We start from the raw sequence: 24,671 nt of genomic DNA on the forward strand, positions 1-24,671 counted from the left end.
ATGCCGACAGAGCCCGACGTCGAATACGAGCTCTACAAACTCGCCAACGCCCGCCACGACAGCTTGACGGCGCCTGCAGCCGGTGCACCGGCAAGCAGCAGTCCCAGCGGTTGGTACGAACTGCTCCGGTTCGGCCGTAACCTGGGCCGCGGCCCGGCGGCGACCGACAAGGATCCGCTACCTTCCAACGCAGCGCACTGGCGCCGCATCGCTGATGCCAATGGCCAGAAGGTTTGGGCCGATTTGAACGCCAGCGGCAGCTTCAAGTTCAGCGACGCCGACTTCCTGCCGGCCATGGGCTGGAACTGCATCCAGGACGACACCAGCCCGAACGATCAGCGCTGCGATTCAGCCAACCTCAAGAACCTGATCCGCGATCCGGATGCAACGAACACCCGGCGCATGGAGACCAGCGAACTGGCCAGGCGAATCGGCGACGAAGCGGTGAAGCAAAAACTCCGGCGCGCGATCTGCAAGTTCCCGAGCGAGTGGGACCGGGCGAGTGTCAAGGCGCGCTATGGGTTCGTGCAGGACTTCGAGGGTTTCAAGAAGGCGCCGGAAGCTTGGCCCAACCTGCAGAAACACTTGGAGGCGCTTAGCTTCGACAACCTGCCGCAGGGGTTCAAGGACGCGGACTGGCGGGTGCATCCGCGGGAGTTCATTGGAATGATGCGACGGTGCTTGTGGTTGAGCGTGAACGAGGCCATTCAAATGTTCCCTCGGTCGGCGCTTCGAAAGACCGGCGCTACCACTTGGGCAAATGAGACAGTGAATCCCGCCTTGCGAAGACTCGGCGAAAACTTAATGCGCCTTAACCAAACGACGCGCAAGTACTGCATAGACACTCCGCGTCGATTGGCTGCGTTCTACGGCAACGCCATGCAAGAGACTCAGTGGTTTGCGGTGCTAGCGGAGAACGGGGGCACGAGTACACGTTATGCCCCTTGGTACGGTCGAGGTTTTCTGCAACTAACGTGGCCAGCAAACTACATCCGCTACGCAAAATTCCGAGGTTTAACCGTCGGCGCGCAATTAGAGTCGCAGCTCGCAGCAGCGCAAAAGACGGCAGACACGACGCGCAGCAACGTTGCCCTCCGCGGGTTGGATGCAAGTGTTGCACCAGATCTTGTCGCGTTGCGCCAAAGTGCGGAAACAAGCAACAACTACGTGGCGAGCGACAGTGCCGGTGCGTATTGGGCCTGGAGCGAGGCAAGTCGAAGTGCCGACCAGTCCGCCGCATTCATGCGAGTTTCTCTGGCTACTTCTACGGGGCCGATTGCGTATTACACCCACAGCGGTTTTGGTGATGTGGCCGCGACTGTCAACGTGGGGCATCCTGCTACAAACTATGCGGCGATTTATGGGGTGCAGGCGAGATTCCAAGGCTATGTGGCTGCAGTGATGGTGCTACTTGACCGCGAACAATTTCCTGATGTGCGAGGGCAGCTTAAAGATGAACCAGAAGGTTGGATCAGGAGAACGCCATGACAGTTTCTCGACATGCCTTTGCAACATTCCTATGCATCGTATTGCTCGGCGCGGCTCACGCTCTTGCGAAGGCTGTCAGCCACCCGGCCGGGCCATCCGACACGGTTTCCTTGGCTGGAGGTTGCCAATTCCGAATCGGCGATTTGCAATCTGGTCGCCTGGACATTGGTGGCGATCAAGGTCGACGACAAGCTGTTGTCTATTTGCAAAAAGACTGGGCCGCGGTCGCTCCTGTTTTGCTCAGCTGCAATCCCAGAAAGCCCGAAATCATTGATGTAAGCCTTGGCGCAAGGCGCGTAGGCGGCAGGTGGATTCCTGTGGATGGTCGCGACAAGGCTTGTGATCGGACTCGTTTTCCTAGAAGTCTGCGCAAGACTGTCAATCAAGATGCACCCTGCTTCTATCCGCAGGAGAACTTCAAGACCTTCAGCCTCAAAGGGAAAAATTGGGAAGGCGTGGGCATGTTCCTGGACATGACGACAGGCGATCCGAAATTCAGACAGCGAAGCCTTAGCTACTGCTTGCTTCCGCAGGCGGTCGCGGAAGCGGCGGTGTGTGGGCACGTGTATGTGCGCGACTTGAGAAACTCGCGCAGCGATATTTCTTCCGCGGTGTTGAAGGTCCTCACCAGCATCGAGTTCGTCAATGGCGCACAGACAACACCCGAACCCAGTACGCGCTAATCCGAGCTCATGCAGTGTGCGTACCGGGACAAGAATAAAACGGACCTCGTTCGGCCGAACCCTCCACGAAGGCCAACACCGCCTCCAGCATCCGCTGCAATCCAATGATCGCCGGTGCCTCTGTTTCGATCATTACTGCGGGCTTGGCACTCAGCGCAGCCGGGGCAACGGGGACACTGGCTGCAGGCGTCATTGCTGCCGGCGGCGTCTTGAGCTTCATCCCCGTTTTCGGCTGGATCGTGATCGTGGTGGGCTTCATCGCGGCGGGCATCTACATGGCCTACAAGGCCTCGACCGAAGAAGACACGCCGCTGGAAAAATGGCTGTCGCGCTGTTACTACCGCAACGAAGCCAAGTACAAAGGCACGACTCGCAAGCCCTTTGCCGATCTCAAAGAAGAATTGTCGGAGTTCCAGTTGGCGATCTATGGCCTGAGCATCAGCTTCACTTGGAGCGACGGCTATTTGGGCAAGGACACGTTGGAAATCCAGGTGGTGATGCCTGGCTACTCGGCACGCAACAGTGACTATGCGTTCTACCTGTCCGTCAGCGGCCCCAAATGGAAGAACACGGTGATCGACCGGCAGAGCAGCACCTTCAGCACCGACGTCGATCTCCAACCGCAGCCACCACAGCAGACCTACGTGAGCGCCTCCACCGGCAACAGCATTCCAGCGGAAGAAGTGCTTGAAATCACCCAAGGCATCAAGCTGGACGTGTCCGGGGGTACAGGCACCCTGAGCGGCATCTACCGCATCAACGATCAATACTTCACCAAAGCCAAGCTCAAATTCGAGTACCGCCCCGACGTGATCGACAAACCCGAACTGTTGATGATTCCCGTACCGGGCGGTTCAAATTTCGTCCAGACAGGGGACTGAACGTGATCGGAATGATTCTGAACCGCACCGGGATTTGTGGAGGCTCCACCCTTTGAGAAGATGGAGCCATGAACAAGTCGAACAAGTTCTCACCTGAGGTCCGCGAGCGCGCGGTGCGCCTGGTGTTGGAACACCGCGGGGAGTACCCCTCGCTGTGGCTGGCGGTCGAATCGATTGCCCCGAAGATCGGCTGCGTGCCGCAGACGCTGCTGACATGGGTCAAGCGTCACGAGATAGATTCCGGCGCGCGCGATGGCGTAACGACGTCGGAGGCGCAGCGCGTCAAAGAGCTCGAACGCGAGGTCAAGGAATTGCGCCGGGCCAACGAGATCCTGAAGGTGGCGAGTGCGTTTTTCGCCCAGGCGGAGCTCGACCGCCGATTCAAGTCCTGAGAGAGCTCATCGACGAGCATCGCGATACGTTCGGGGTCGAGCCGATCTGCAAGGTTTTGCAGATCTCCCCGTCCGGGTATCGACGGCATGCGGCGCTTCGTCGCGAGCCGGAACGGCGCTGCGCACGAGCGCAGAGCGATGACATTCTTGCAACAGAGATCAAGCGCGTCTGGCAAGCCAACATGCAGGTCTACGGCGCCGAGAAGGTCTGGCGGCAGTTGGCTCGCGAAGGCACAGCGGCGGCCCGATGCACGGTTGAACGGCTGATGAAACGCCTCGGACTTCGCGGCGTCATGCGGGGCAAAGTCGTACGAACGACGATCAGCGACCGCAGGGCGCCGTGCCCGCTGGACAAAGTCAACAGGCAGTTCAAGGCCGACAGGCCGAATCAGCTTTGGGTCTCGGACTTCACGTACGTCTCTACCTGGCAAGGCTGGCAATACGTGGCCTTCGTCATCGACGTCTACGCCAGACGCATCGTAGGCTGGCGAGTCAGCAGTTCGATGACGACAGACTTCGTCCTTGATGCCCTGGAGCAGGCACTGTACGCAAGGCAGCCGGAACGCGATCGAAGCCTTGTGGCGCACTCCGACAGGGGCTCGCAATACGTCTCTGTCCGCTACAGCGAGCGGTTAGCAGAGGCCGGCGTGGAGCCGTCGGTTGGCAGCAAAGGCGACAGCTACGACAACGCTCTGGCCGAGACGGTCAACGGTCTCTACAAGGCCGAATTGATCCATCGCCGGGCGCCTTGGAAGACGAAGGAGTCCTTGGAACTCGCGACGCTCGAATGGGTGTCTTGGTTCAATCACCATCGACTGCTGGAGCCCATTGGCTACATCCCGCCCGCCGAGGCTGAGGCAAACTACTACCGGCATCTCGCCGAGCAGGCCGTCATACCGGCCTGACTTAAACCAACTGGCCTCTACGAAACCCGGTGCGGTTCATTCGGCGTCGCTGGCAAAAGGTCACGCAATCTGTTCATAGCGCAGAAGTACTCCCCAAGGGTCAACAGTTGGCCGGCTGGGCCAGTGGCGAGGGCATGGTGTACGCCGTGAACCCGGTGTATCTGGAGACGGGCCAAGGAGGCAACTCGCCGATGCGGGGGTGGGGGGCATTTCTATTTCTATTTTTTTGCACTTTCGTTCCATGGACGGGAATTCAGAACTTCATATGGTGTTGGCAACTTTGGCAAGCTGGCGAATTCGGATGGGCGCAGTTCGGGCTATTGATCATTAGCACCTGTGTTTCGTTACTCGGCCTTCTTGTCGGCGGCTTCTATCTCGTCACCTCCTTCCTCAACGTCACCGACCCCCTTGTGCGCTTCGACATCAAGCGCCAGAAGGTCTGGATGTGGACCGGCAAAGGCCCCATCGAAATGGACTGGTCGAACATGGTCCCGCGCATTGAATCGAGCGTTGCCAGTGCCTACGCGACCGTCAAGATCTATCGGGGCCAGTTCGCAGAACTGGGCCTTGATGGCCAACCCCTCAAGACCCGGGGCATCCCCCACGTCATTCAGTGCGGCCAGGCCTCCGCGGCAGAAGAGGGCGTCAAGCCTTCGATGGAGTTTGTGCGCCTGTACATGGAACGCGGAATCACTGCGCTGCCCCAGGTCGAAAAACTCCTCAAGCACCGTCCGAAGTGGTGGGCCATGGTCAACCTCATCGGCATGGGCGACGCGTGGGTGGCCTGGAAGGCCAACCGGGACAAGCCCGGCTTGTCTCCCGCACCAATCACCAGCACCGTGGTCATGATCGTGCTGTTCCCGATCCTGTTTCCGCTGCAGTTCACGAACTGGGTGGCCCTGAGGTTCGCGCCCATTCCCAAGTGGCCCAAGGACGTAGAGGCCCTGCACGAGAAGGAGTTGGCCGAACTCGCCGCGCGCGCTGCGCAGCCCAGACGCCGACCGGTGATTCGGCTCAACGGCGAACTCGTCAGTGGTGGGGATGGCGAAGGCGTTTGAAAGCGGATGTGCGGTTGCTTTGCACGAAGACGCCTCAGGCGCGCCGCCGAGAAGAACTCGCCGGCGTTCGCAGGCGCTTCAGCGTGAGCTCCCCAAAAAATCCCGCAGCGCAAACAGCGTCTCATCCGGCGCCTCCGACATCAGCGCGTGCCCTCCGTTCACCAGCGCCACCTTCGCGCCGGGCGCTTGGCGGGTCAGCGCCTTGGTGGCGCGCGGCGGCGTCATCTGGTCCGACGCGCCGAGCAGGAACAGCACGGGGCATGACGCCGCTGCGGTCACGGTCGCCATCGCCGCTTCGCCGTTCGCGTAGTCGTTGCAGGCCTTGAAGCCGATGTGGAAGACGTTGGCGTCGCGGTTGCTCGCGAGCACGCGGCGCATCAGTGCGCGCGAGCCGCCGTAGAGCCAGGTGCCGGGGCCGAGTGACGAGGGCGGCGGGGCCAGCAGCGAGTGCGAGAAGTTGTTGACCATCGTGATGGCGCGCTGCGGGTCGTTGAGCGATGCGTCCAGCAGCGCCGGTGACACGACCATCGGGTAGGCGGTGCCGACGAGCGCCAGGTGCGTCACGCGGTGCGGCGCGCGTGCCGTGGTTTCCAGCGCGATGAGCGACCCGAAGCTGTGGCCGACCAATGCAGCCTTCTCGACGCCCGCTGCGTCGAGCAGGGCAACGACGAAGTCCGCCGCTGCTTCGACGCTGGCCGGCGGCGCGCCCGCGCTCTTGCAGTGGCCGGGCAGGTCGACGGCCAGCACGTTCCAGCCGTGGTTGGCGAACCAGCGGCTCTGCAGGATCCACACGCTGTGGTCGTTCAGCACGCCGTGAATGAAAACCACCGTGGGCTTGCTTTTGTCGATGTCCTTGCCGCCGGTGTAGCAGTAGGTGGTGTGGCCGTTGACGACGAGTTGCATCACGCACCCGCCTTTTCTGCGGCCTTGAGCGCGCGCTTCAGGTCGTCGATGAGGTCGGCCGGGTCTTCGAGGCCGATCGACAGGCGGATCGTTCCCTGCGAAATGCCGGCGCCGGCCAGCGCCTCGTCGGTCATGCGGAAGTGCGTGGTGCTGGCCGGGTGAATCACCAGGCTGCGGCAGTCGCCGACGTTGGCGAGGTGGCTGAAGAGCTTGAGCGCTTCGATGAAGGTTTTGCCCTGCTCGCGGCTGCCTTCCAAATCGAAACTGAACACCGCGCCGGCGCCGCGTGCGCCGTGGCGCAGCAGCTTCTGCGCAAGCGCGTGGCTCGGGTGCGATTCGATCAGCGGATGCCCCACGCGCGACACGAACGGATGCGCCGCCAGAAACTCGACGACCTTCTGCGTGTTGTCGATGTGCCGCTCCATGCGCAGCGGCAGCGTCTCGATGCCCTGCAGGATGAGCCACGCGGTGTGCGGGCTCATGCAGGCGCCGAAGTCGCGCAGGCCTTCGCGGCGCGCGCGCAGCAGGAAGGCGCCGACGGTGCTTTCCTCGCTGAAGACCATGTTGTGAAAGCCCGCGTAGGCCTCGGTGAGTTCGGCGAACTTGCCCGAGCGCTCCCAGTCGAAGCTGCCGCCATCGACCACCACGCCGCCGATCACGGTGCCGTGGCCGGACAGGAACTTGGTGGCCGAGTGGTAGACCAGGTCGGCGCCGTGGTCGAAGGGCTTGATGAGGTAGGGCGAGGTCAGTGTCGAATCGACCAGCAGCGGCACGCCGGCTTCGTGCGCGATGTCGCTGACGGCCGGGATGTCGAGCACGTCGAGCCCTGGATTGCCGACCGTTTCGCCGAACAGCAGCTTGGTCTCGGGCCGGATGGCGGCGCGCCAGCCGTCGAGGTCGTTCGGCTTGACGAAGGTGGTCTCGATGCCGAAGCGGCGCATCGTGTAGTGCAGCAGGTTCTGCGAGCCGCCGTAGAGCGCGGTGCTCGCGACGATGTGCGAGCCCGCGCCCATCAGCGTCGCGATGGAGAGGTGCAGCGCGGCCTGGCCGCTGGCGGTGGCGATGGCGCCGATGCCGCCTTCGAGCGCCGCCACGCGCTGTTCGAGCACCGCGTTCGTCGGGTTGCTGATGCGGCTGTAGACGTGCCCCGCGCGCTCCAGGTTGAAGAGCGAGGCCGCGTGGTCGCTCGATTCGAAGACGAATGAGGTGGTGAGGTGGATCGGCACCGCACGTGCGCCGGTCGTGGGGTCGGGCGATGCACCCGCATGCAGCGCGAGGGTGTCGAAACCGGGGTCGGAATAGCCAGGCATGTGTCTCCTTCGTCCTTCGATATGAGGGCCCGCACACGCGCGCAGCGCACGCATTGGCGACTCGGGCCGGTGGGATCGGCGGCCATTGTGGGCTATATTCAATTTGGCATTCCGCCGGGCAGAGCAGAGGAGCATCACGATGAAGGTCAGCGACATCCTGCGGGTCAAGGGCAACACCCTTTTCACCGTCACGCCCGATGAGCCTTTGTCGACCGCGGTGTCGGCCATGGCCGAAAAAGACATCGGCTCGCTCGTCGTCATGGAGCATGGCGACCTCGTTGGCATGCTGACTTTTCGCGAGGTGATCCTGGCGATCGTCGCCAACGGCGGCCAGCTCGGCGGTACCCAGGTGCGCAAGGCGATGGACGATGCGCCGGTCACCTGCACCGTCGAAACCGAGCTCGACGAAATCCGCCGCATCATGCTCGCGCGCCACGCCCGCTACATGCCGGTGATGGACCAGCGGATGTTGATGGGCGTGATCAGTTTCTACGACGTCGCCAAGGCGGTGGTCGACAGCCAGAATTTCGAGAACAAGATGCTCAAGGCCTACATCCGCGACTGGCCGGCCGAAGAAGAAGACACACCCGGCAAGAAGTAGCGACAGCGAAATCGAAAAAAAGGGCGCCGAACGGCGCCCTTTTCGCGTTCAGAGCGCCAGCAACGCCGCGCCCGGAAAGTGCGCGAAGGCAGTGGCGATGCGCAACGCGCCGTTCGTCACGGCCAGCGTCTCGCCGGTCAGCAGGTTTTCGAACTGCGTGCCTTCGGGCCAGTGAGGCATCTTGACCAGCGTGTCGCCCCACGCCGCGGCGCCGGCCGGCAAGGTCTGCGCCTCGACCGGCAAGCCGGCAAACAGGCGGCCCGCCAGCACGACGAGCGACGCCTTCTCGTGCCGCCGGGTGAACGCCACCAGGTGCGATGCCTTGTTGCCCGACGTGGTCAGCGCGAGGTAGTCGCCGTCACGAAACAGCGCCGGCTGCGCCTGGCGCAAGGCGAGCAGGCGGCGCGTCAGCCAGAGCTTGGCGCGGCCGTCGTGCGGTGCGGCGGCAAGCGCCTGCACGGCGGCGGGCAGCCCGGGCTGCTGCGCCATGTCGTCGAGCGCGTCGAGCCAGCGGGAGCGCAGCGCGTAGTCGACCGGGCGGCGGTTGTCGGGGTCGACCAGGCTCAGGTCCATCAGTTCATTGCCCTGGTACAGGTCCGGCACGCCCGGCGACGCGTACTTGATCAGGGTCATCGACAAACTGTTGAGCGCGCCGTACCAGGCCAGCGTGGCACCGAGTGCCTGCACGTCATCGAGGAACACGTTGCCCTGCACGCTGCCCAGCAGGCGATGCACGAAGCCGGTGAGCGCCGCCTCGTAGTCGGGGTTGGGCACGACCCAGCTGGTGTGCGCCTTCGATTCGCGCGCCGCCTTCAGCGCATAACGTTCGATGCGCTCGGCGTACTTCTCGCGCGCGGCCTCGTCGAGGCCACCGGCCGGCAGCGTTCCCAGCAGCGTCTGGTAGAGCAAATACTGGTCGGCCGCCGAAGGCATCGCGACGCCTTCGGGTGCGACGTTCATCGCGCGCCATCGGCGCAGCGCGAGCCGCCATGCCGCGGGCATTTCGGACAGCACGTTGATGCGGTTGCGCACGTCTTCGGAGCGCTTGTTGTCGTGCGTCGACGTGGCGAGCATGGTGTGCGGCCAGCGCACCGAGCGGTCGGCGCTGGCGGTGTGAAAGGCCGCGACCGTCATGCCGAAATGCGCCGGCTCGCCGCCCACTTCGTTGAGCGAACTCAGCGGGAAGTAGCGGTAGAACGCCGTGTCCTCCACGCCCTTGGCCGTGACTGGCGCGCTGAACTGCTGGAAGCGCATGGCGAAGCGCTGCACGCGCGCGCGCTGCGCGTCGGGTGCATCAACCACGGTTTCGGCCAGCAGCGTGCGCCGCACGAAATCGAACACCGATTCGTCGGCGTCGAGGCTGCGCGTGCGCGCCAGCTCGACGGCCTGCTCGATGTAGTGACGGTCCTGATCGGACGGCGTGTCGACGATGTAGCTGCGATACACCTGCATGCAGGCGGCCACTTCGGCCAGCGCGCGGCGCAGCGTGTTGAGCGTGTAGTCGCGCGTATGGCGGTCGGCGCGCGCAATGCGCAGCAACTCGGTCGACAGCACATTGAGTTCGGACGACAGCGCGTTGCGCATGATGGCGCGCTTGCCGCGGTACGACAGCTCGTCGAAAGCCTCTTCCACGCCGCTGAAGCTGCGCCAGATGCGCGTGAAGCGTTCATCGGCCGCGGAATTGAGGAGCACGCCGTTCACCACCGTCGCGAAGCGATAGCCCGTGGTGCCGTGGATATGCCATTCCACGGGCACCTCTTCGTGCGAGGCTGCGATTTTTTCGGCGACCACATAGAGCGGACGCGCCGGGCGGCCGTTTTCGTCGGGGCCGGGCAACGCGAGGCCGGCGCGCTGCGCAAAGCCACGCTGCAGGCGCTCGAAGTAACGCGCCGGATCGTACAAACCGTCGGGGTGGTCGATGCGCAGCCCATCGACCACGCCGGCTGCGGCGAGGTCGAGCGCCATGCCTTGCGTGGCCTCGAACACTTCTTCGCGCTCGATGCGCAATGCGGCGAGCTCGTTGATGTCGAAGAAGCGGCGGTAGTTGATTTCGTCGGCCGCCACGCGCCAGAACGCGAGGCGGTAGGCCTGCAGTTCGAGCAGGGCGTGCAGCGTGTCGCGCTCGGCCGGCACGTTGAACTCTGCCACCGCCGCGGCGATGGCCTGCGCCACCGTCAACTGGCGGACCACCAGGCGCGCGAGCCGGTTCTTCAAAACCTCCTTGTCGCGCGCGCGCTCGGCCACCGATTCGGGCTCGGTCGCGTCGCGCGTGGGCAGGTGGCCGAACGACGAGGCGATGCTCGCGATGCTGGCCGACAACTCGACATCGTCGATGCGCGATTCGGCGCGCTGCAGCACGCGGGGGTACGTTTCAGGGGCGAGCGGAAAGCTGTGCTCGTGGTAGTGCAGCGCGAGGCTGCCGGTGTCGGCATCGAAAGCCAGCACGAGTTCGCCGCGCGCCAGCACGTCGCCGTAGTGATCGCCGAGCACGGGCAGCAGCACCTTGCCCTGCAGCTCCACGTTGAGCGGTTGCCAGTCGATGTCGAAGTGCTGCGCGTAAAGCGAAGCCGGACCGTTTTCCAGCACGTCGAGCCACCAGGCGTTGTCGGCGGCGAGCACGCCCATGTGGTTAGGCACCAGGTCGAGCAGCTGCCCCATGTTGTGCGACTTCAGCGCGGCGCTGAAGCGCTCGAAGCCTTCGCGGCCACCGAGCTCGGGGTTGATCTCGTCGTGCGCCACCACGTCGTAGCCGTGCGTGCTGCCCGGGCGTGCGCGCTGGATCGGCGAGCAGTAGATGTGGCTCACGCCGAGCTTCGCCAGATAGGGGAGGATCGCGATCGCGTCGTCGAAGCGGAAGTCCTTGTGGAACTGCAGCCGGTACGTCGCGCGCGGGATCACCGTGTTGATCGTGCGGCGCGTGTCGCCGTGCACGGCGGGGTGCGGGCGAATGGCGGCCAGCGTGTCGCACAGCTGCAGCGTTTGCGGATCGACCGCCAGCTGCTGCAGGTCGAGCGCGAGCTTGCGACGCCAGTTGGGGTGCGAGTCGGTGGTACCCGGCATGTTGGCCTGCTCGAGCATGCCGATCGCGTCTTCCAGCTGCACCATCATCACTTGCGACGGCGTGCTGGCGAGGTAGGCATGAATGGCCGCGACCACGGCTGGCGGCAGGGTCTGCGCGCCCGTGGCCTCCGCCACCGCGTCGACCGACAGCAGGCCGGCGCGCTGCACCGCGAGCAGCAGGCGAACGCGCTCTTGCGCGCGGTCGAACAACTGCTTTTCGAACAGCTCGGAGTTCGGGAACAGGCCGAGCGACAGGCGCAGGCGCAGGTCATGCCCGGCCCACCAGCCGGTGAGCGTGGCGAGGTCGTGCGTGCTGATCGCCACGAGCGCATGGCGCGGGTATTCGGCCGGCGCCTTGAAGTCGCCATCGTGATGACGCTCGAAGTACATCAGGCGATACGACAGCACCTGGAAGCGCGCCAATGCGTCGCGCATTTCGTCGGCGACGGTGCCGAGGTCTTCGCCGATCACCATGCACTGCTGGCGCTCGCTCTCGATGGCGACGATGGCCAGCATTTCTTGCAGCGCGTAGTGCACGTAAGCGCCGTCGTGCGGGGTCTGGCCCGGCGGAATCCAGAACAGGCGCATGAGGCCCATGACGTGGTCGATGCGCAGCGCGCCCGCAGCGCGCATGCTGCCGCGCAGCGTCTCGATGAAGAAGCGATAGCCGCTCTCGCGCAGCCGGTCGGGCCGCAGCGGAGGCAAGCCCCAGCCCTGCCCGTTGGGATTGAATTCGTCGGGCGGCGCCCCGACGCTCGCACCGAGCGCGAACATCGATTGCTCGCCCCATGCGTCCGAGCCCGCGCGGTCGACCGATACCGCCAGGTCGAGGTAGAGCCCCACGGCCATGCCCAGTGCGCCGCACTGCGCGCCCACGTGGGCAAGCTGTTTGGCGGCCTGCCACTGCAGGTACTGGTAGTAGCCGATGCGCTCGGCGTGGGTCTCGGCAAACTGCGCGACGGCGGGCGCTTCGGGCGTGCGATAGGCGTCGGGCCAGACCGGCCAGCCCCAGACCGTTTCGTCGGCCTCGTGGAAATGGGCCTGCAACGCTTCGAACAGCGCGTGCCGGCGCAGCGGCTCGCCGCGCTCGACGCAGAAATCGGCGAAGGCCTGCCGCGCCGCGGGGCACCGCGTTCGCAGAAGTGCCGGTAGAGCAGCGTGAGCACTTCGAACTTGGCAGCGGCTACGCCGACATAGTCGACCAGTTCGGCGTCGCGCAACGTGGCCAGCCGGGCCTGGAAGTCGGGCGCCTGCACGCGCTGCTGGGCGGTCTCGCAATCGCGAAATTCTTCGACCGACTCGACGTCGATGTAGAGCACGTCGAGCTGCAGCCGCGACGACGGGCTGTACGGGCTCGCATGCGCCGGGTTGTGCGGGAACAGCGCGTGCAGCGGGTTCAACCCGATGATGCCGGCGCCGCGTGCAGCGGCTTGTTGCGCGAACCGCGCGAGGTCGCTGAAGTCGCCAATGCCCCAGTTGCGGTTGGAACGCAAGGCATAGAGCTGCAACGCCGGACCCCAGACGCGGCCATCGCCGTGCAGCGCCGGTGGCTGGTAGCAATGGGGCGGCGCGCTGATGACCAGCGCGTCTTCGGCATGACCGTCGAAGCGGAGCCGGTGATAGCCCACCGGCAGCGGTAGCGTCATCTCGATGCGGCGCTCGCAGAGCGCCACACCCTCCAGATCGAAGCGTGTCAGTTCGGGCGAGGCGTGCAGGTCGGTCAGCCCGTGGTGCGCCGTGCCGTGCTCTTCCAGCAACGACCAGTTCGCCTCGGCGAGCGCGGCCGGGAGCCGCACGACCACCGACCACTGCGTGGCCTCCGCGTCGATCGCGACAGCAGGCGGCAGTACGCGCGCCCACCGTGCGCGATCTGCCGTCTCCAGGCTTTGCTGCAACGGCGCGCCAAGATCGATGTCGAAGCTGGCGAGCAAGGTGCGCAGGTTCGACGCGCTGACGACGTGGCGGTTGCCGAAGATGTCGTGGTAGTCGGTCGCGATGCCGAAGAGGGCGCAGAGTCGCGCAAGCGCCTCGTGATCGCCGTGGGCCTCATCCATGGGTGTTGTCTTCCTGCAGCGTGATGCACACCGATCCGGGTGCCATGCTGAGCGTGTCGTTGAGGTCGGTTGTGATGCCGTCGGTGTAGATCGCCTGGCCCGCAAGCTGGCGGATGCCGCTTGCTTTTTGCGTGCCGAAGTGGGCGAGCAGTTGGAGCGTGGCGCCGTTGGCCAACGGCCATTCGACGCGCAACGCTTCGCCGTCGCGCCAGTGGCGGCCGCCGCGCGGCTGGCCGGCCAGCCGCGGCACCAGGGCGCGGTGCCGGATGGCGAGCAGCTGCGCGATGTGCGCCATGAATTCGCGGTGCGGGCTCTGCTCGCGCTCTTCCCACTTCAGCTTGGACGCTTCGAAGGTCGAGGCCGCGTTCGGGTCGGGAATGCGCGCGCGCGCGGCTTCGTCGCCGAAGGCAGCGAACTTGCCGAACTCGGCGCGCCGCCCATCGGACACGGCGGCGGCGAGTTCGGGTCCGAAATCGCAGAAATACAGGAACGGCGTGGAGGCCGCGTATTCCTCGCCCATGAACAGCATCGGCGCGTGGGGCGACAGCAGCAGGCAAGCGTACGCGGCGCGCAGCGGCGCGGGGTCGGCCAGTGCATCGATGCGGTCGCCGAACGCGCGGTTGCCGACCTGGTCGTGCGTTTGCAGGAACGACACGAACGCTGCGAGCGGGAGCTGGTCGCTCTTTTCGCCGCGATGCTCGCCGTCGCGAAATACCGAAGCCTGGCCCTGGTAAACGAAGCCCTGCGCCAGTGCGAGACCGAACTGCGCCACCGGGTCGTCGGCGTAGTCGGCGTAGTAGCCGTCGGTGTCGCCGGTGACGAGCACGTGCGCCGCATGATGCAGGTCGTCGTTCCATTGCGCGGTGGCGGTCAGAGGCCGGCCATCGGCGCCGCGCTCCAGGTAGTGCGCGCCGTTGGCGTCGTTCTCCAGCACGATATGGATCTGCCGCTCACGGCCCGGCCCGTCGCGCAATGCGGCGCAGATTTCTTCGACGATGTCGGGGCTGGAGTCGTCGCGGATCGCGTGCACCGCGTCCATGCGCAAGCCGTCGCAGCGAAACTCTTCCACCCAGTACAGCGCGTTGTGCACGAAGAAGTCGCGCACCGTGCGGGAACTGTCGCCGTCGTAGTTGATGGCCGAGCCCCACGGCGTTTGATGGGCCGCGTTGAAGAACGACGGGCTGCCGGCATGCAGGTAGTTGCCTTCGGGCCCGAAATGGTTGTAGACCACGTCCATCAGCACCATGAGGCCGAGGCCGTGCGCGGCATCGACCAGCGCCTTGAGCTCGTCGGGCGTGCCGTAGGGTGCCGTGGGCGCGAACAGCAACACGCCGTCGTAGCCCCAGCCGCGCGCGCCGGGAAAATCCGCCACCGGCAGAATCTCGATCACCGTGATGCCGAGCGCGACCAGATCTGCCAGCCGGCGCTGGGCCGCCACGAAAGTGCCTTCGGGCGTGAAGGTGCCGATGTGGAGTTCATAGATCACGGCTTCGGTCCAGGGCCTGCCGCGCCACTCGGCGTCTTTCCAGTCGTAGGCCTGCGGATCGACCACCTCGCTCGCCGCGTGCACGTCGTCGGGGTTGCTGCGCGATGCGGGGTCGGGCACAAGGTGGCCGTCTGGCAGGCGGAACTGGTAGCGGTCGCCGGCGCGCGCGTCGGGCACGTCGAGCCGGTGCCAGCCGTCCGCGTCGCGCGTCATCGGCGCAGCGGCAAGGCCGTTGCGTTCCAGCGCGATCAACGCGGTGTCGGGCGCCCAGAAAGTGAAGCGCACGCCGTTGTCATGCACGGCGGCCCCGAAGGGCATGGTGTGGGTGTATTTCATTCAGTCCAGGAAACGGGTCACAGCGGCGGCGGCGGATTGCTCGGGCGGCTCGGCATCAGCGGGCGACCGCGCGGGCGCGGCGGCGTCGTCGGCGGCTCGGCCAGATCGCCGTAGTCGGTGGTCGGTGGGTTGGCCAGATCGGCGAAGTCGCTGTCGTGGGCGACGGGGCGCTGCGAGCCGTCCCGCGGCCACCATTTGGCGATGCGGTCGGCGGCCCAATCCTTGCCGGCGAGGCCGAAGGCGAGGGCCAGTGCGAACACCACGCCCGCCAGGATGACGATGAAGCTCTCGCGCACGATGTCGCCGCCGACCTTGATGTGATCCAGCGCAATGAGCACCACGAAGATCATGATCGCGTACTGCGCCAGCTTGCCGAAGAAGCGGGCATCGGCCATCTTCACGTTGCGCGCATAGGTGACTACCGCGTCGCCAACAAATCGTGCGAAGTACGAGCCGAAGGCCAGCACCAGCAGCGCCACGAAGATGTTCGGCACGAACCACACCACGCGGCCGAGCAGGTCGGTGATGTAGGTGAGGCCGAGCCCGTTGAACGCGATGATCAGCGCGGCCAGCACCACCAGCCAGTACGCCAGCACGCCGATGATGTCGCCGGTGTTTTTCTGCAGCCCGCCTTGTCTCAGGAAGTTGTCGAGGCCCGAGCGCTCGGTCAGCACGTTGAAGTTGATGGCGCGCAGGAATCGCGTCACCGCAAAGCTCACCACCTTGGCGAGCAACCAGCCCACGATCACCACCAGCGCGGCGATCAGCAGACGCGGCAAGAAAGCCCCGATCTGGTAGAGGATGCCGCGCAGCGGTTCCAGGTAGAAATTGAAATCGTTCATGCAGCTTCTCCTCGTGCAGTGGCAGGGCCGACCATGGCTGCGAGGGCCTGCAGCCCCTGCATGGGCACCTGGACCCAGTCGACGCGGTTGTTCAATTCATAGCGAAGTTCGTACATCGCCTTGTCGATCTCGAAGAGCGCGAGCAGAGCCGCTTCGGGCGCAGGCGCTCCGGCTGCGGCGAGCGTGTCTGTGTAGCCACCGAGGAACGCACTGCGCACCTCGCGCTCCCATTCGGCTGCCACGGCATCGAGGCGTGCCAGCTCGGCCGGGTTCTGCGCCGCGCGCTTGAGCGCCGACCAGCGCGCGTAGTTGAAGGACCGCAACATGCCCGCCACGTCGCGCAGCGGCGACGTCTTGGCACGACGCTGCTCGAAATCGCGCGCCGGTTCGCCCTCGAAGTCGATGATGACGAAATCGTTGCGCGAGACCAGGACTTGCCCCAGGTGGTAGTCGCCGTGGAAGCGCGACTTGATGCCCGCGGCATGCGTGGCTTCTGCGTCGAACGCCTCGATGGACTGCAGCATTGGGGCTTCCTGCGCCAGCAGGCGCTCGCCGTCGCGCTGGGCTTCGGCCGGCAGGCCTGCCAGCCGGTCGCGCAACATCGCGAAACTGCTGCGCGCCTCGGTGGCGGCGGTCGAACGCAGCGCGAGCCGGTCGGCCGGCAACAGCGGTTCGGGGTCGAAGGCCGGGTCCCCCTTCGACGCGGCAAAGGCAAGGTGCAACTCGGCCGTGCGCTGTCCGAGAACGCGCATCAGCGTGAGGAAGGCGCCATGGTCCGGTGCGGCGGACCCTTCTGGTGCCGCCGCTTGCTCGGAGAGGAAGCGGTCCAGGTAGGCCTGGGTGTACTCCCACGCGTCGCCCTGGTTCGGCACGAAGGCCTGCAGCAACGCCAGTGTCATGACGCTGCCGTCGGCACCGTGGTATTCAATGGCGCCCGCCACCGGCACGCAGTTAGCGAAGCGCGCCACCTGCGTGAGGTAGCGGCCCACGTCGAGCTCGGGGTTGATGCCCTGGTGGATGTGGCGATAGCCTTTCAGGAAGAGTTGATCGCCCAGGGTGACCACCGTGTTGCTGCTGGCCGCGCTCGGGCGACTCACTTCGAGTGCATCGACATCTTCCTGCGTCACGTCGGCCAGCGCGCCGGTGGACGTGAAGCGGATTTCGCCGCGCTCGGCCGGCAGGGTGAGTCCCTGCGCAATGCCGAGCACGACGGCCCGGCAGAAGGCCTCGTCATAGAACGCGTCGGCCATCAAGCCGACCTCGGCCTGCTGACGGACTTTGGCGACGATGGCCTGGCCGAGCTGCTTCATGCGTTCTTCGTCATGGTCTTCCCATGCGAGGGCGAGCGGCATGAAGTAGGTGGACTTGTTATCGCCGGCCTGCACGTCGAGGATGGGCAGCATCCAGCGCAACGCGCCTTGCTCCCACACCGCGTGTTCGGCGATGGCGGTGCGCGTGATCGCGCTGCCCTTGGCGCCGTACCAGCGCTGCACTTCGATGTGGCGCGCCAGTACGTCGGTTTCCACCTGCTCGCGCAGGCGCTCCGCCATGCCGATGCGCCACGGCATCACGCGGTCGCGGAAGAAGCTCGCCCAGCTGTCGAACAGCACCAGCGTGGGCCGATCGCGCAGGCCCACTTCTTCCTGGTGCCACACCGGCATTGCCGCATCGGTGGTGAGGTTGAACCAGTAGAAGCCATACGACGGCATGGTCAGCAGGTACGGCAACTCGCCGATCGGCGGGAACGATGCGCGGCCGAGCATTTCGACCGGCACGCGCGTCTTGTAGGCCGCCAAATCAAGCTCCACCGGCTGGGCCGCCCGCGACAGGTTGAAGACGGTGAGGATCACGTCGTCTTCGAAGATGCTGAGGTACGCGAGGATCTTCCGGTTGCCGGGGCGCAGGAAGATCTTCTTGCCGCGGCCGAACGCGCTGCTGGTCTTGCGCACGGCCAGCATGCGGCGCGTCCAGTGCAAGAGCGAGCTGTTGTCGCGCAGCTGCGACTCGACGTTGACCGACTCGTAGCCGTACATCGGATCGATGATCGGCTGCAGGTACAGCCGCTGCGGGTCGGCGCGTGAGAAGCCGGCATTGCGGTCGGGCGTCCACTGCATGGGGGTGCGCACGCCGTTGCGGTCGCCCACGAAGACGTTGTCGCCCATGCCGATCTCGTCACCGTAGTAGATGATGGGCGAGCCCGGCATCGACAGCAGCATGCCGTTCATGAGCTTGATGCGGTCCTTGTCGTTGTCCATTAGCGGCGAGAGGCGCCGGCGGATGCCCAGGTTGATGCGTGCGCGCTTGTCGGCCGCGTACGTGGTGTACATGTAGTCGCGCTCCTTGCTGGTCACCATTTCGAGCGTGAGCTCGTCGTGGTTGCGCAGGAAGATCGCCCACTGGCAGCCGTCGGGAATGTCGGGGGTCTGCTGGAGAATTTCGACGATCGGGTCGCGGTCTTCCTGCGCAATGGCCATGTACATGCGCGGCATCAGCGGGAAGTGATACGCCATGTGGCACTCGTCGCCGTTGCCGAAGTACTCGCGCACGTCCTCTGGCCACATGTTGGCCTCGGCCAGCAGAAACCGGTTCTTGTACTCGGCATCGATCACGGTGCGGATCTTCTTGATCACCGCATGCGTCTCGGGCAGGTTTTCGTTGCTGGTGCCGTCACGTTCAACCAGGTACGGAATGGCGTCGAGCCGGAAGCCGTCGACGCCCAGGTCGAGCCAGAAACGCATTGTCTTGAAGATGGCTTCGAGGACCGCGGGATTGTCGAAATTCAGGTCGGGCTGGTGGCTGAAGAAGCGGTGCCAGAAGAACTGCTTGGCTACCGGGTCCCAGGTCCAGTTGGACTTCTCGGTATCGGTGAAGATGATCCGCGTGCCCTGGTAGATCTGGTCGGTGTCGCTCCACACGTAGAAGTCGCGCTCGGGCGAGCCCGGCGGCGACGTGCGCGCCGCCTGGAACCACGGGTGCTCGTCCGATGTGTGGTTGATGACCAGCTCGGTGATGACGCGCAGGCCGCGCTTGTGCGCCTCGTCCAGCATTTCCTTGAAGTCGGCGAGCGTGCCGTACTGCGGGTGCACGTCTTCGTAGCCCGAAATGTCGTAGCCGTCGTCACGCAGCGGCGACGGATAGAACGGCATCAGCCAGATCGTGTTGACGCCCAGGTCCTTCACGTAGTCCAGCTTGGCGGTCACGCCCTTGAAGTCGCCCATGCCGTCTTCGTTGGTGTCGAAGAAGGCCTTGACGTTGAGCTGGTAGATCACCGCATCGCGGTACCACTGCGCGTCGTCGGTGCTGTCGATATCGGGTGTCTGCAGGGCGAGGGCAGGGACGGGTGCATTCATGGGCAGCGATTCCTCAAAGGAATTGTTCGAAGTCGGTCTCGTCGCGCACACGGCGTCGCACGAGCAGGATGTGGGCCGCGGTTTGCTGCGGGTCGAGCCGGACGTAGTGATAGTCGCCTTGCCAGACGAAGCGCTCGTCGCTCAGCAGGTCGTGCATCTGGAAGTCGTGGCCAGGCTCCACGCCAACCGAATCGGGCACGAGTTCGACCCAACCGTCCTGCGGGTTGTGCGGATCGAGATTGACGATGGTGACGATCACGTTGCGGCCGTCGGGCGACGACTTGGCATAGGCGATCAGCTGCTCGTTCTCAACCGGCAGGAAGCGCAGCGCGCCGTTGAACTGCAACGCGGCGTGGTCCTTGCGGATGCGGTTGATCTGCGAGATCAGCGGCGCGATGCTTTTCGGCTGGTCATGGTCCCAGTGGCGCAGTTGGTATTTCTCGGAGTCGAGGTATTCCTCGCTGCCGGGGTTGCGCGGCAAATGCTCGAGCAGCTCGTAGGCAGGGCCATAGATCCCGTAATTGGCCGACAGCGTGGCGGCCAGCACGAGCCGCAGCCGGAACATCGCCGCCTCGCCGCTCTGCAGCTGCGAATGCAGGATGTCGGGTGTGTTAGGCCACACGTTCGGCCTGAAATATTCATGGCCCGGGCCCTGCGAGAGCTCGGTGAAGTATTCGATCAGGTCGGCCTTCGTGTTGCGCCAGGTGAAGTAGGTGTACGACTGCGAATAGCCGACCTTGGCAAGCCGGTGCATGACCTTCGGCCGCGTGAACGCTTCGGCCAGGAAGATAACGCCCGGATGTTCGCGCTTGATCTCGGTGATGCACCACTCCCAGAACGGGAACGCCTTGGTGTGCGGGTTGTCGACCCGGAAGATCGTCACGCCCTCGGCAATCCAGTGATCGAAGACGCTCTTGAGCTCGATCCACAGGCCCTGCCAGTCGTCGCACTCGAAGTTGAACGGATAGATGTCCTGGTACTTCTTGGGCGGGTTCTCGGCGTACTGCACGCTGCCGTCCGGCCGCCAGCGGAACCAGCCGGGATGGGCCTTCACGTAAGGATGGTCGGGCGCGCACTGAAAAGCGATGTCGAGTGCGATCTCCAGGCCATGAGCCTGCGCGGCGGCGACCAGGTGGCGGAAGTCGGCGAGCGTGCCGAGCGCGGGAAGGATGTCCTTGTGCCCGCCTTCTGCGGCACCGATGGCCCACGGGCTGCCGACATCGTCGGGCACCGTCACCAGCGCGTTGTTCTTGCCCTTGCGGTCGATGCGGCCGACCGGATGGATCGGCGGGAAATACAGCACGTCGAAACCCATCGCGGCAATCGCCGGCAGGCGCGCCTCGACATCGCGGAGCGTGCCGTGAACGCCCGGCGCCCCGGTGGAGCGCGGGAAGAGTTCGTACCAGCTGCTGAAGCGTGCGCGGTCGCGGTCGACGATCAGCGGGAGCTCGGCGAAGTGGGCTTCGAACCGGCGGTCCGGATACTTCCCGGCGACCAGCGCGTGCTTGTCGTCGAGCGCCATCGCCTTGAGCGTCGGGCCGTCGATGCCGCGGTCCGCAGCGCTGCGGTCCAGCGTCTGCGCCCAGGCGGTCAACGTCTTCTGGTCGGCGCCCTTGGCGCGCGCGGCGGCGCTGGCGATCTCCAGTGCACCGACCTGCGCCGCGACGCGGATGTCTTCTTCATCGACACGGCGTTCGAGCTCGTGTCGCCAGGAAGCGAAGGAGTCGACCCATGCCACCACGGTGTACGCGTAGCGGCCCGGCACCGGTGGCATGAAGTCGGCCTCCCAGATGTCGTTGTAGAGCAGCGTCATCTCGACCTCGTGCGCCGACACATCGCCTTCGGGCCCCCAACGCAGCATGACGCGCAAGGCGTCGTGCCCTTCCGCGAAGCAGTGCGCCTTCACGGCCAGCGTTTCGCCGGCCGTGCGCTTGACTGCGAAGCGGCCGGCATCGACCACCGGCAGCACGGCATCGATGATGGTGCGCACGCGGCCGTCCGGCGGCATGCCGGGCGGCGAAGCGGTGAGCAGGACGGGGGTCTGTGTTTCAGGCATCGGTAGAGGGCTTGAGGATCAGGATGGAAAGTGGCGGCAAGGTGAGGTTCAGCGAATACGGGCGGCCGTTGGCGGATGCATGGTCGGCGGTCACGCGGCCCATGTTGCCCCAGCCCGCACCGCCGTACTCGATGGCATCGCTGTTGAGCAGCTCTTCCCAGACGCCGCCGGTGGGCACGCCGACGACATAGTTTGTACGCGGCTGCGGTGTCAGGTTGCAAGCCACCAGAACGGGGCTGCCGCCGCCGAGCGGTTTTCGCATGAACATGAGCACGCTCGCGTCGGCGTCGTCGGCGTTGACCCACTCGAACCCCTCGGGCGAGAAGTCCTGCTCATACAGCGCCGGCTCGGCCCGGTAGACGCGGTTGAGCTGGCGCACGAAACTTTGCAAACCGGCGTGCTCCGGCTCCTGCGTGGCCCACCACTGCAGTTCCCCATCGTGAGTCCATTCGCGCCGCTGGCCGAATTCGCAACCCATGAAAAGCAGCTTCTTGCCGGGGTGCGTCCACATCATCCCGAACAAGGTGCGCAGGTTGGCGAACTGCTGCCAGCTGTCGCCCGGCATCTTGTTGATGAGCGAACCCTTGCCGTGCACCACCTCGTCGTGCGAGAGCGGCAGCACGAAGTTTTCATTGAAGGCGTAGACCAGCGAGAAGGTCAGCTGGCCATGGTGGTGCTTGCGGTAGATCGGGTCGTTGGCGAAGTACGCGAGCGTGTCGTGCATCCAGCCCATGTTCCATTTCATGCCAAAGCCGAGGCCGCCCATGTCGGTCGGGCGCGAGACCATCGGCCACGCGGTCGACTCTTCCGCGATCGACACGGTGTCGGGCTGATCCCGGTACACCGCGCGGTTCAGGTCCTGCAGGAACTCGATCGCCTCCAGATTCTCCCGGCCGCCATGGCGGTTCGGAATCCACTCGCCGTCCTTGCGCGCGTAGTCGAGGTAGAGCATCGAGGCCACCGCATCCACGCGCAGGCCATCAAGGTGGTAGTAATCCAGCCAGAACAGGGCCGACGAAATCAGAAAGCTGCGGACTTCGTTGCGGCCGTAGTTGAAGATGCTCGAGTTCCATTCGGGATGGAAGCCCTGGCGCGGGTCGGCATGCTCGAAGAGATGCGTGCCGTCGAAGAAGTGCAGGCCGTGCTGGTCCGTCGGAAAGTGCGAGGGCACCCAGTCGAGCAACACACCGATGCCGCGCTGGTGCAAATGGTCGACGAAGGCCATGAAGTCCTGCGGCGTGCCGTAGCGCGAGGTCGGCGCGAAGTAGCCAGTGGTCTGGTAGCCCCACGAACCATAGAACGGGTGCTCGGTCACCGGCATCAGTTCCACGTGGGTGAAACCCATGTCCACCACGTAGTCCGCGAGCCGGCTCGCCAGCTCGCGCCAGTTCAGCATTTCGCCGTCCTGTCGTTGCCACGAGCCCGGGTGCACTTCGTACACGGACATCGGCGCGCCGAGCGCGTTCTTCGGGCCGCGCGACGCCATCCAGTCGGCGTCGTGCCATTCGTTTTCGAGCGACCACACGCGAGAGCCTGTGGCGGGTGCCTGTTCTGCGTAGAACGCGAACGGGTCGGCCTTGTCGACGACGTAGCCGCCGTGCTGCGAAAAGATGCGGTACTTGTAGACCTGGCCGCGCCGTGCATCCGGTGTCGAGCCTTCCCAGATGCCGCTGCCGTCGCTGCGCGCGGTCAAACGCAGGGTGCGGTCGTCCCAGCCGTTCCAATCGGCGATGACGGAGACGGCCTGCGCGTTGGGGCCCACACGGCAAATGTGGCGCCATTGCCGTCCGCACTCAGATGGCAGCCGAGCGACTCGTGCATGCGGGAGTGGGTGCCTTCGCTGAACAGCCAGCTGTCCTGCCCGGTGAGGGGGCGATGTTCGATCTGCACGGGTGATTTCCTCCTGAGTTGCCTGTTCCGGTGTTCCGGAAAGACCATCTCATTGGACCGCGCGAAGCCCTCGCGCGGCGAGCCGTCATCGGCGCCTTGCCCTGTCGGACAACCGCTACTACGCGCGCCCTGACCGTGTCAGTGCAGCTCGGCCGCCGCGTAAATCGTCTCGCGCACCCGCGGATAAATCTGCGTGTTCCACTTGCTGCCGCTGAAGGTGCCGTAGTGCCCGACGCCGGCCTGAAGGTGGTGCGCCTTGAGGTAGGGCCGGATGTTGGGGCAGAGCTCTTGCGCCGCCACGGTCTGGCCGACCGCGCAGATGTCGTCGCGCTCGCCTTCGACGGTGAGCAGTGCCGTCTTGCGGATGGCGGCCGGGTTCACCGTGCGGTCGCCCACGGTGAGCGCGCCGCGCGGCAGGTCGTAGGTCTGGAACACGCGCTCCACAGTCTCCAGGTAGAACTCGGCCGGCAGGTCGTTCACAGCGAGGTATTCGTCGTAGAAATTGCGGATGGTGTCCGCTTTCTCGATGTCGCCTTCGACCAGGTGTTCGTAGAGCTTCTTGAACTGTTCCTTGTGCCGCTCCGGGTTCATGCTCATGAAGGCCGAGAGCTGCAGGAAGCCGGGATACACGCGGCGCATCATGCCCGCGTGCGGGAACGGCACGCGGCTGATCAGATTGTTCTTGAACCACTCGATTGGCTTGCTCGTGGCGAGCGTGTTCACGCCGGTCGGGTTGATGCGGCAATCGACCGGGCCGGCCATGAGCGTGAGGCTCAGCGGCGCGGCCGGGTTGTCGTCTTCGGCCATGAGCGCCGTGGCGGCGAGCGCCGCGACGCAAGGCTGACACACGGCGAGCATGTGCGCGCCGGGGCCGATCGCCTCCATGAAGGCGACGAGCTGCAGCGTGTATTCGTCGAGGCCAAAGCCGCCGTGATAGAGCGGCACGTCGCGCGCGTTGTGCCAATCCGTGATGTAGACATCGTGGTCGCGCAGCAGCGTGCGCACCGTTTCGCGCAACAGCGTGGCGAAATGGCCCGATAGTGGTGCGACCAGCAGCACCGGCGGGTGCACGGCCTTCGTGTCTTTGCAAAAACGCAGCAGCGTGCCGAAGGTCGCGACCTGCTTGACCTCTTCGTGCACCGCGACTTCCTTGCCTTCGACGAGCACCGACCGGATGTCCCACGGCGGCCGCGAATGCGTGACGCGCATGCGCGAGAACACCTCCATGCGCGCCGACATCTGGCGCGCGGCGGTGCGGTCGGTCCCGTCGCTCCAGAGTGCGGCCCCCATGAACTGCGCGCCGAGCCGCAGTGGAGACATCAAGTCGGCTTGTGTTTGGTAGGCCCGGTACAGCATGGGCAGGAGCGCAGGCAAGT

The 24,671-nt window shown here is 65.1% G+C and carries 15 protein-coding genes, 2 pseudogenes and 1 other annotated feature; of the genes and pseudogenes, 7 read left to right on the forward strand and 10 right to left on the reverse strand.

The window, feature by feature from the left end; genetic code table 11:
- The 5 genes from AX767_RS16155 (at nucleotide 1) to AX767_RS16180 (ending at nucleotide 5,407) form a co-directional block, all read left to right on the forward strand.
- Nucleotides 1–1,488 (forward strand): hypothetical protein, encoded by a 1,488-nt coding sequence (locus AX767_RS16155; RefSeq protein ID WP_068632263.1) that lies wholly within the window; start codon nucleotides 1–3, stop codon nucleotides 1,486–1,488.
- Nucleotides 1,485–2,171 (forward strand): hypothetical protein, encoded by a 687-nt coding sequence (locus tag AX767_RS21425; RefSeq protein ID WP_156481059.1) that lies wholly within the window; start codon nucleotides 1,485–1,487, stop codon nucleotides 2,169–2,171. The genes AX767_RS16155 and AX767_RS21425 overlap by 4 nt, the downstream gene beginning before the upstream one ends.
- A gap of 104 nt (nucleotides 2,172–2,275) precedes the next feature.
- The gene (locus tag AX767_RS16165) at nucleotides 2,276–3,052 is read left to right on the forward strand and encodes a hypothetical protein (protein ID WP_068632265.1); all 777 of its coding nucleotides are present in this window, start codon (nucleotides 2,276–2,278) and stop codon (nucleotides 3,050–3,052) included.
- Between the two features lie 68 nt (nucleotides 3,053–3,120).
- Nucleotides 3,121–4,349 (forward strand): IS3 family transposase gene (locus tag AX767_RS21060; protein WP_156480933.1). Its coding sequence is split into 2 segments (ribosomal slippage): nucleotides 3,121–3,409 and nucleotides 3,409–4,349, totalling 1,230 coding nucleotides; the frame shifts between segments, so codons are not numbered across the junction.
- Nucleotides 3,399–3,515 (forward strand) — a sequence feature (AL1L pseudoknot). (Overlaps the previous gene by 117 nt.)
- Before the next feature lie 107 nt (nucleotides 4,350–4,456).
- Nucleotides 4,457–5,407: a DUF6708 domain-containing protein gene (locus AX767_RS16180; RefSeq protein WP_156481060.1), complete on the forward strand. Its 951-nt coding sequence runs from the start codon at nucleotides 4,457–4,459 to the stop codon at nucleotides 5,405–5,407.
- Nucleotides 5,408–5,485: 78 nt separating this feature from the next.
- Here AX767_RS16180 and AX767_RS16185 read toward each other — a convergent pair whose 3' ends face one another.
- Together AX767_RS16185 and AX767_RS16190 are read right to left on the reverse strand one after the other, a co-directional pair.
- Nucleotides 5,486–6,310 (reverse strand): alpha/beta fold hydrolase, encoded by an 825-nt coding sequence (locus AX767_RS16185; protein ID WP_068632267.1) that lies wholly within the window; start codon nucleotides 6,308–6,310, stop codon nucleotides 5,486–5,488.
- Nucleotides 6,310–7,620 carry an O-acetylhomoserine aminocarboxypropyltransferase gene (locus AX767_RS16190; protein WP_068632268.1) on the reverse strand — a complete coding sequence of 437 codons (1,311 nt, stop codon included), beginning with the start codon at nucleotides 7,618–7,620 and terminating at the stop codon, nucleotides 6,310–6,312. Before AX767_RS16190 ends, AX767_RS16185 begins: the two co-directional genes overlap by 1 nt.
- A gap of 139 nt (nucleotides 7,621–7,759) precedes the next feature.
- On the opposite strand from AX767_RS16190, the gene AX767_RS16195 reads away from it, so the two are divergent.
- Nucleotides 7,760–8,221, forward strand: coding sequence for a CBS domain-containing protein (locus tag AX767_RS16195; RefSeq protein ID WP_068632269.1), 462 nt, complete (start codon nucleotides 7,760–7,762; stop codon nucleotides 8,219–8,221).
- Nucleotides 8,222–8,269: 48 nt separating this feature from the next.
- Here AX767_RS16195 and treY read toward each other — a convergent pair whose 3' ends face one another.
- On the reverse strand, nucleotides 8,270–12,559 hold the full coding sequence (treY, locus tag AX767_RS21965) for a malto-oligosyltrehalose synthase (RefSeq protein WP_250636735.1): 4,290 nt from the start codon (nucleotides 12,557–12,559) through the stop codon (nucleotides 8,270–8,272).
- Nucleotides 12,472–13,083 (reverse strand): annotated as a pseudogene (locus AX767_RS22035) (4-alpha-glucanotransferase); the annotation flags it as partial. The pseudogene AX767_RS22035 and the gene treY, both read right to left, overlap by 88 nt.
- Here AX767_RS22035 and AX767_RS21975 point away from each other — a divergent pair.
- Nucleotides 12,991–13,359, forward strand: coding sequence for a hypothetical protein (locus AX767_RS21975; protein WP_237288666.1), 369 nt, complete (start codon nucleotides 12,991–12,993; stop codon nucleotides 13,357–13,359). The pseudogene AX767_RS22035 and the gene AX767_RS21975 sit on opposite strands and share 93 nt — an antisense overlap.
- On the opposite strand, the gene treZ is transcribed toward AX767_RS21975, so the two are convergent.
- The 6 genes and pseudogenes from treZ to AX767_RS16230 form a co-directional block, all read right to left on the reverse strand.
- Complete coding sequence (gene treZ, locus AX767_RS16205; protein WP_082755038.1) at nucleotides 13,328–15,157, reverse strand: malto-oligosyltrehalose trehalohydrolase; 1,830 nt, start codon at nucleotides 15,155–15,157, stop codon at nucleotides 13,328–13,330. The genes AX767_RS21975 and treZ overlap by 32 nt on opposite strands.
- Nucleotides 15,158–15,174: 17 nt before the next feature.
- Nucleotides 15,175–15,999: a mechanosensitive ion channel family protein gene (locus tag AX767_RS16210; protein ID WP_082755039.1), complete on the reverse strand. Its 825-nt coding sequence runs from the start codon at nucleotides 15,997–15,999 to the stop codon at nucleotides 15,175–15,177.
- On the reverse strand, nucleotides 15,996–19,349 hold the full coding sequence (treS, locus tag AX767_RS16215) for a maltose alpha-D-glucosyltransferase (protein ID WP_068632270.1): 3,354 nt from the start codon (nucleotides 19,347–19,349) through the stop codon (nucleotides 15,996–15,998). Before treS ends, AX767_RS16210 begins: the two co-directional genes overlap by 4 nt.
- Nucleotides 19,350–19,362: 13 nt before the next feature.
- Entirely contained in the window at nucleotides 19,363–21,405 is a 2,043-nt protein-coding gene (locus AX767_RS16220) for an alpha-1,4-glucan--maltose-1-phosphate maltosyltransferase (RefSeq protein WP_068632271.1), read from the reverse strand.
- Nucleotides 21,398–23,226, reverse strand: a pseudogene (gene glgB, locus AX767_RS16225) (1,4-alpha-glucan branching protein GlgB). The gene AX767_RS16220 and the pseudogene glgB overlap by 8 nt, the downstream one beginning before the upstream one ends.
- A gap of 207 nt (nucleotides 23,227–23,433) precedes the next feature.
- Nucleotides 23,434–24,651: a polyhydroxyalkanoate depolymerase gene (locus tag AX767_RS16230; RefSeq protein WP_068633776.1), complete on the reverse strand. Its 1,218-nt coding sequence runs from the start codon at nucleotides 24,649–24,651 to the stop codon at nucleotides 23,434–23,436.
- Nucleotides 24,652–24,671: the final 20 nt, after the last annotated feature.

It is taken from the genome of Variovorax sp. PAMC 28711 (assembly GCF_001577265.1).
In the GTDB taxonomy this organism is placed as follows: Bacteria; Pseudomonadota; Gammaproteobacteria; order Burkholderiales; family Burkholderiaceae_C; genus Variovorax.

Coding starts and splice junctions, on each gene's coding strand:
- AX767_RS21425 (WP_156481059.1), top strand. CDS start 1,485: ATGACAGTTTCTCGACATGCCTTTGCAACATTCCTATGCATCGTATTG.
- AX767_RS16220 (WP_068632271.1), bottom strand. CDS start 21,405: ATGCCTGAAACACAGACCCCCGTCCTGCTCACCGCTTCGCCGCCCGGC.
- AX767_RS16155 (WP_068632263.1), top strand. CDS start 1: ATGCCGACAGAGCCCGACGTCGAATACGAGCTCTACAAACTCGCCAAC.
- AX767_RS16185 (WP_068632267.1), bottom strand. CDS start 6,310: ATGCAACTCGTCGTCAACGGCCACACCACCTACTGCTACACCGGCGGC.
- treZ (WP_082755038.1), bottom strand. CDS start 15,157: ATGAAATACACCCACACCATGCCCTTCGGGGCCGCCGTGCATGACAAC.
- AX767_RS16165 (WP_068632265.1), top strand. CDS start 2,276: ATGATCGCCGGTGCCTCTGTTTCGATCATTACTGCGGGCTTGGCACTC.
- AX767_RS16230 (WP_068633776.1), bottom strand. CDS start 24,651: ATGCTGTACCGGGCCTACCAAACACAAGCCGACTTGATGTCTCCACTG.
- AX767_RS16195 (WP_068632269.1), top strand. CDS start 7,760: ATGAAGGTCAGCGACATCCTGCGGGTCAAGGGCAACACCCTTTTCACC.
- AX767_RS16190 (WP_068632268.1), bottom strand. CDS start 7,620: ATGCCTGGCTATTCCGACCCCGGTTTCGACACCCTCGCGCTGCATGCG.
- treS (WP_068632270.1), bottom strand. CDS start 19,349: ATGAATGCACCCGTCCCTGCCCTCGCCCTGCAGACACCCGATATCGAC.
- AX767_RS16210 (WP_082755039.1), bottom strand. CDS start 15,999: ATGAACGATTTCAATTTCTACCTGGAACCGCTGCGCGGCATCCTCTAC.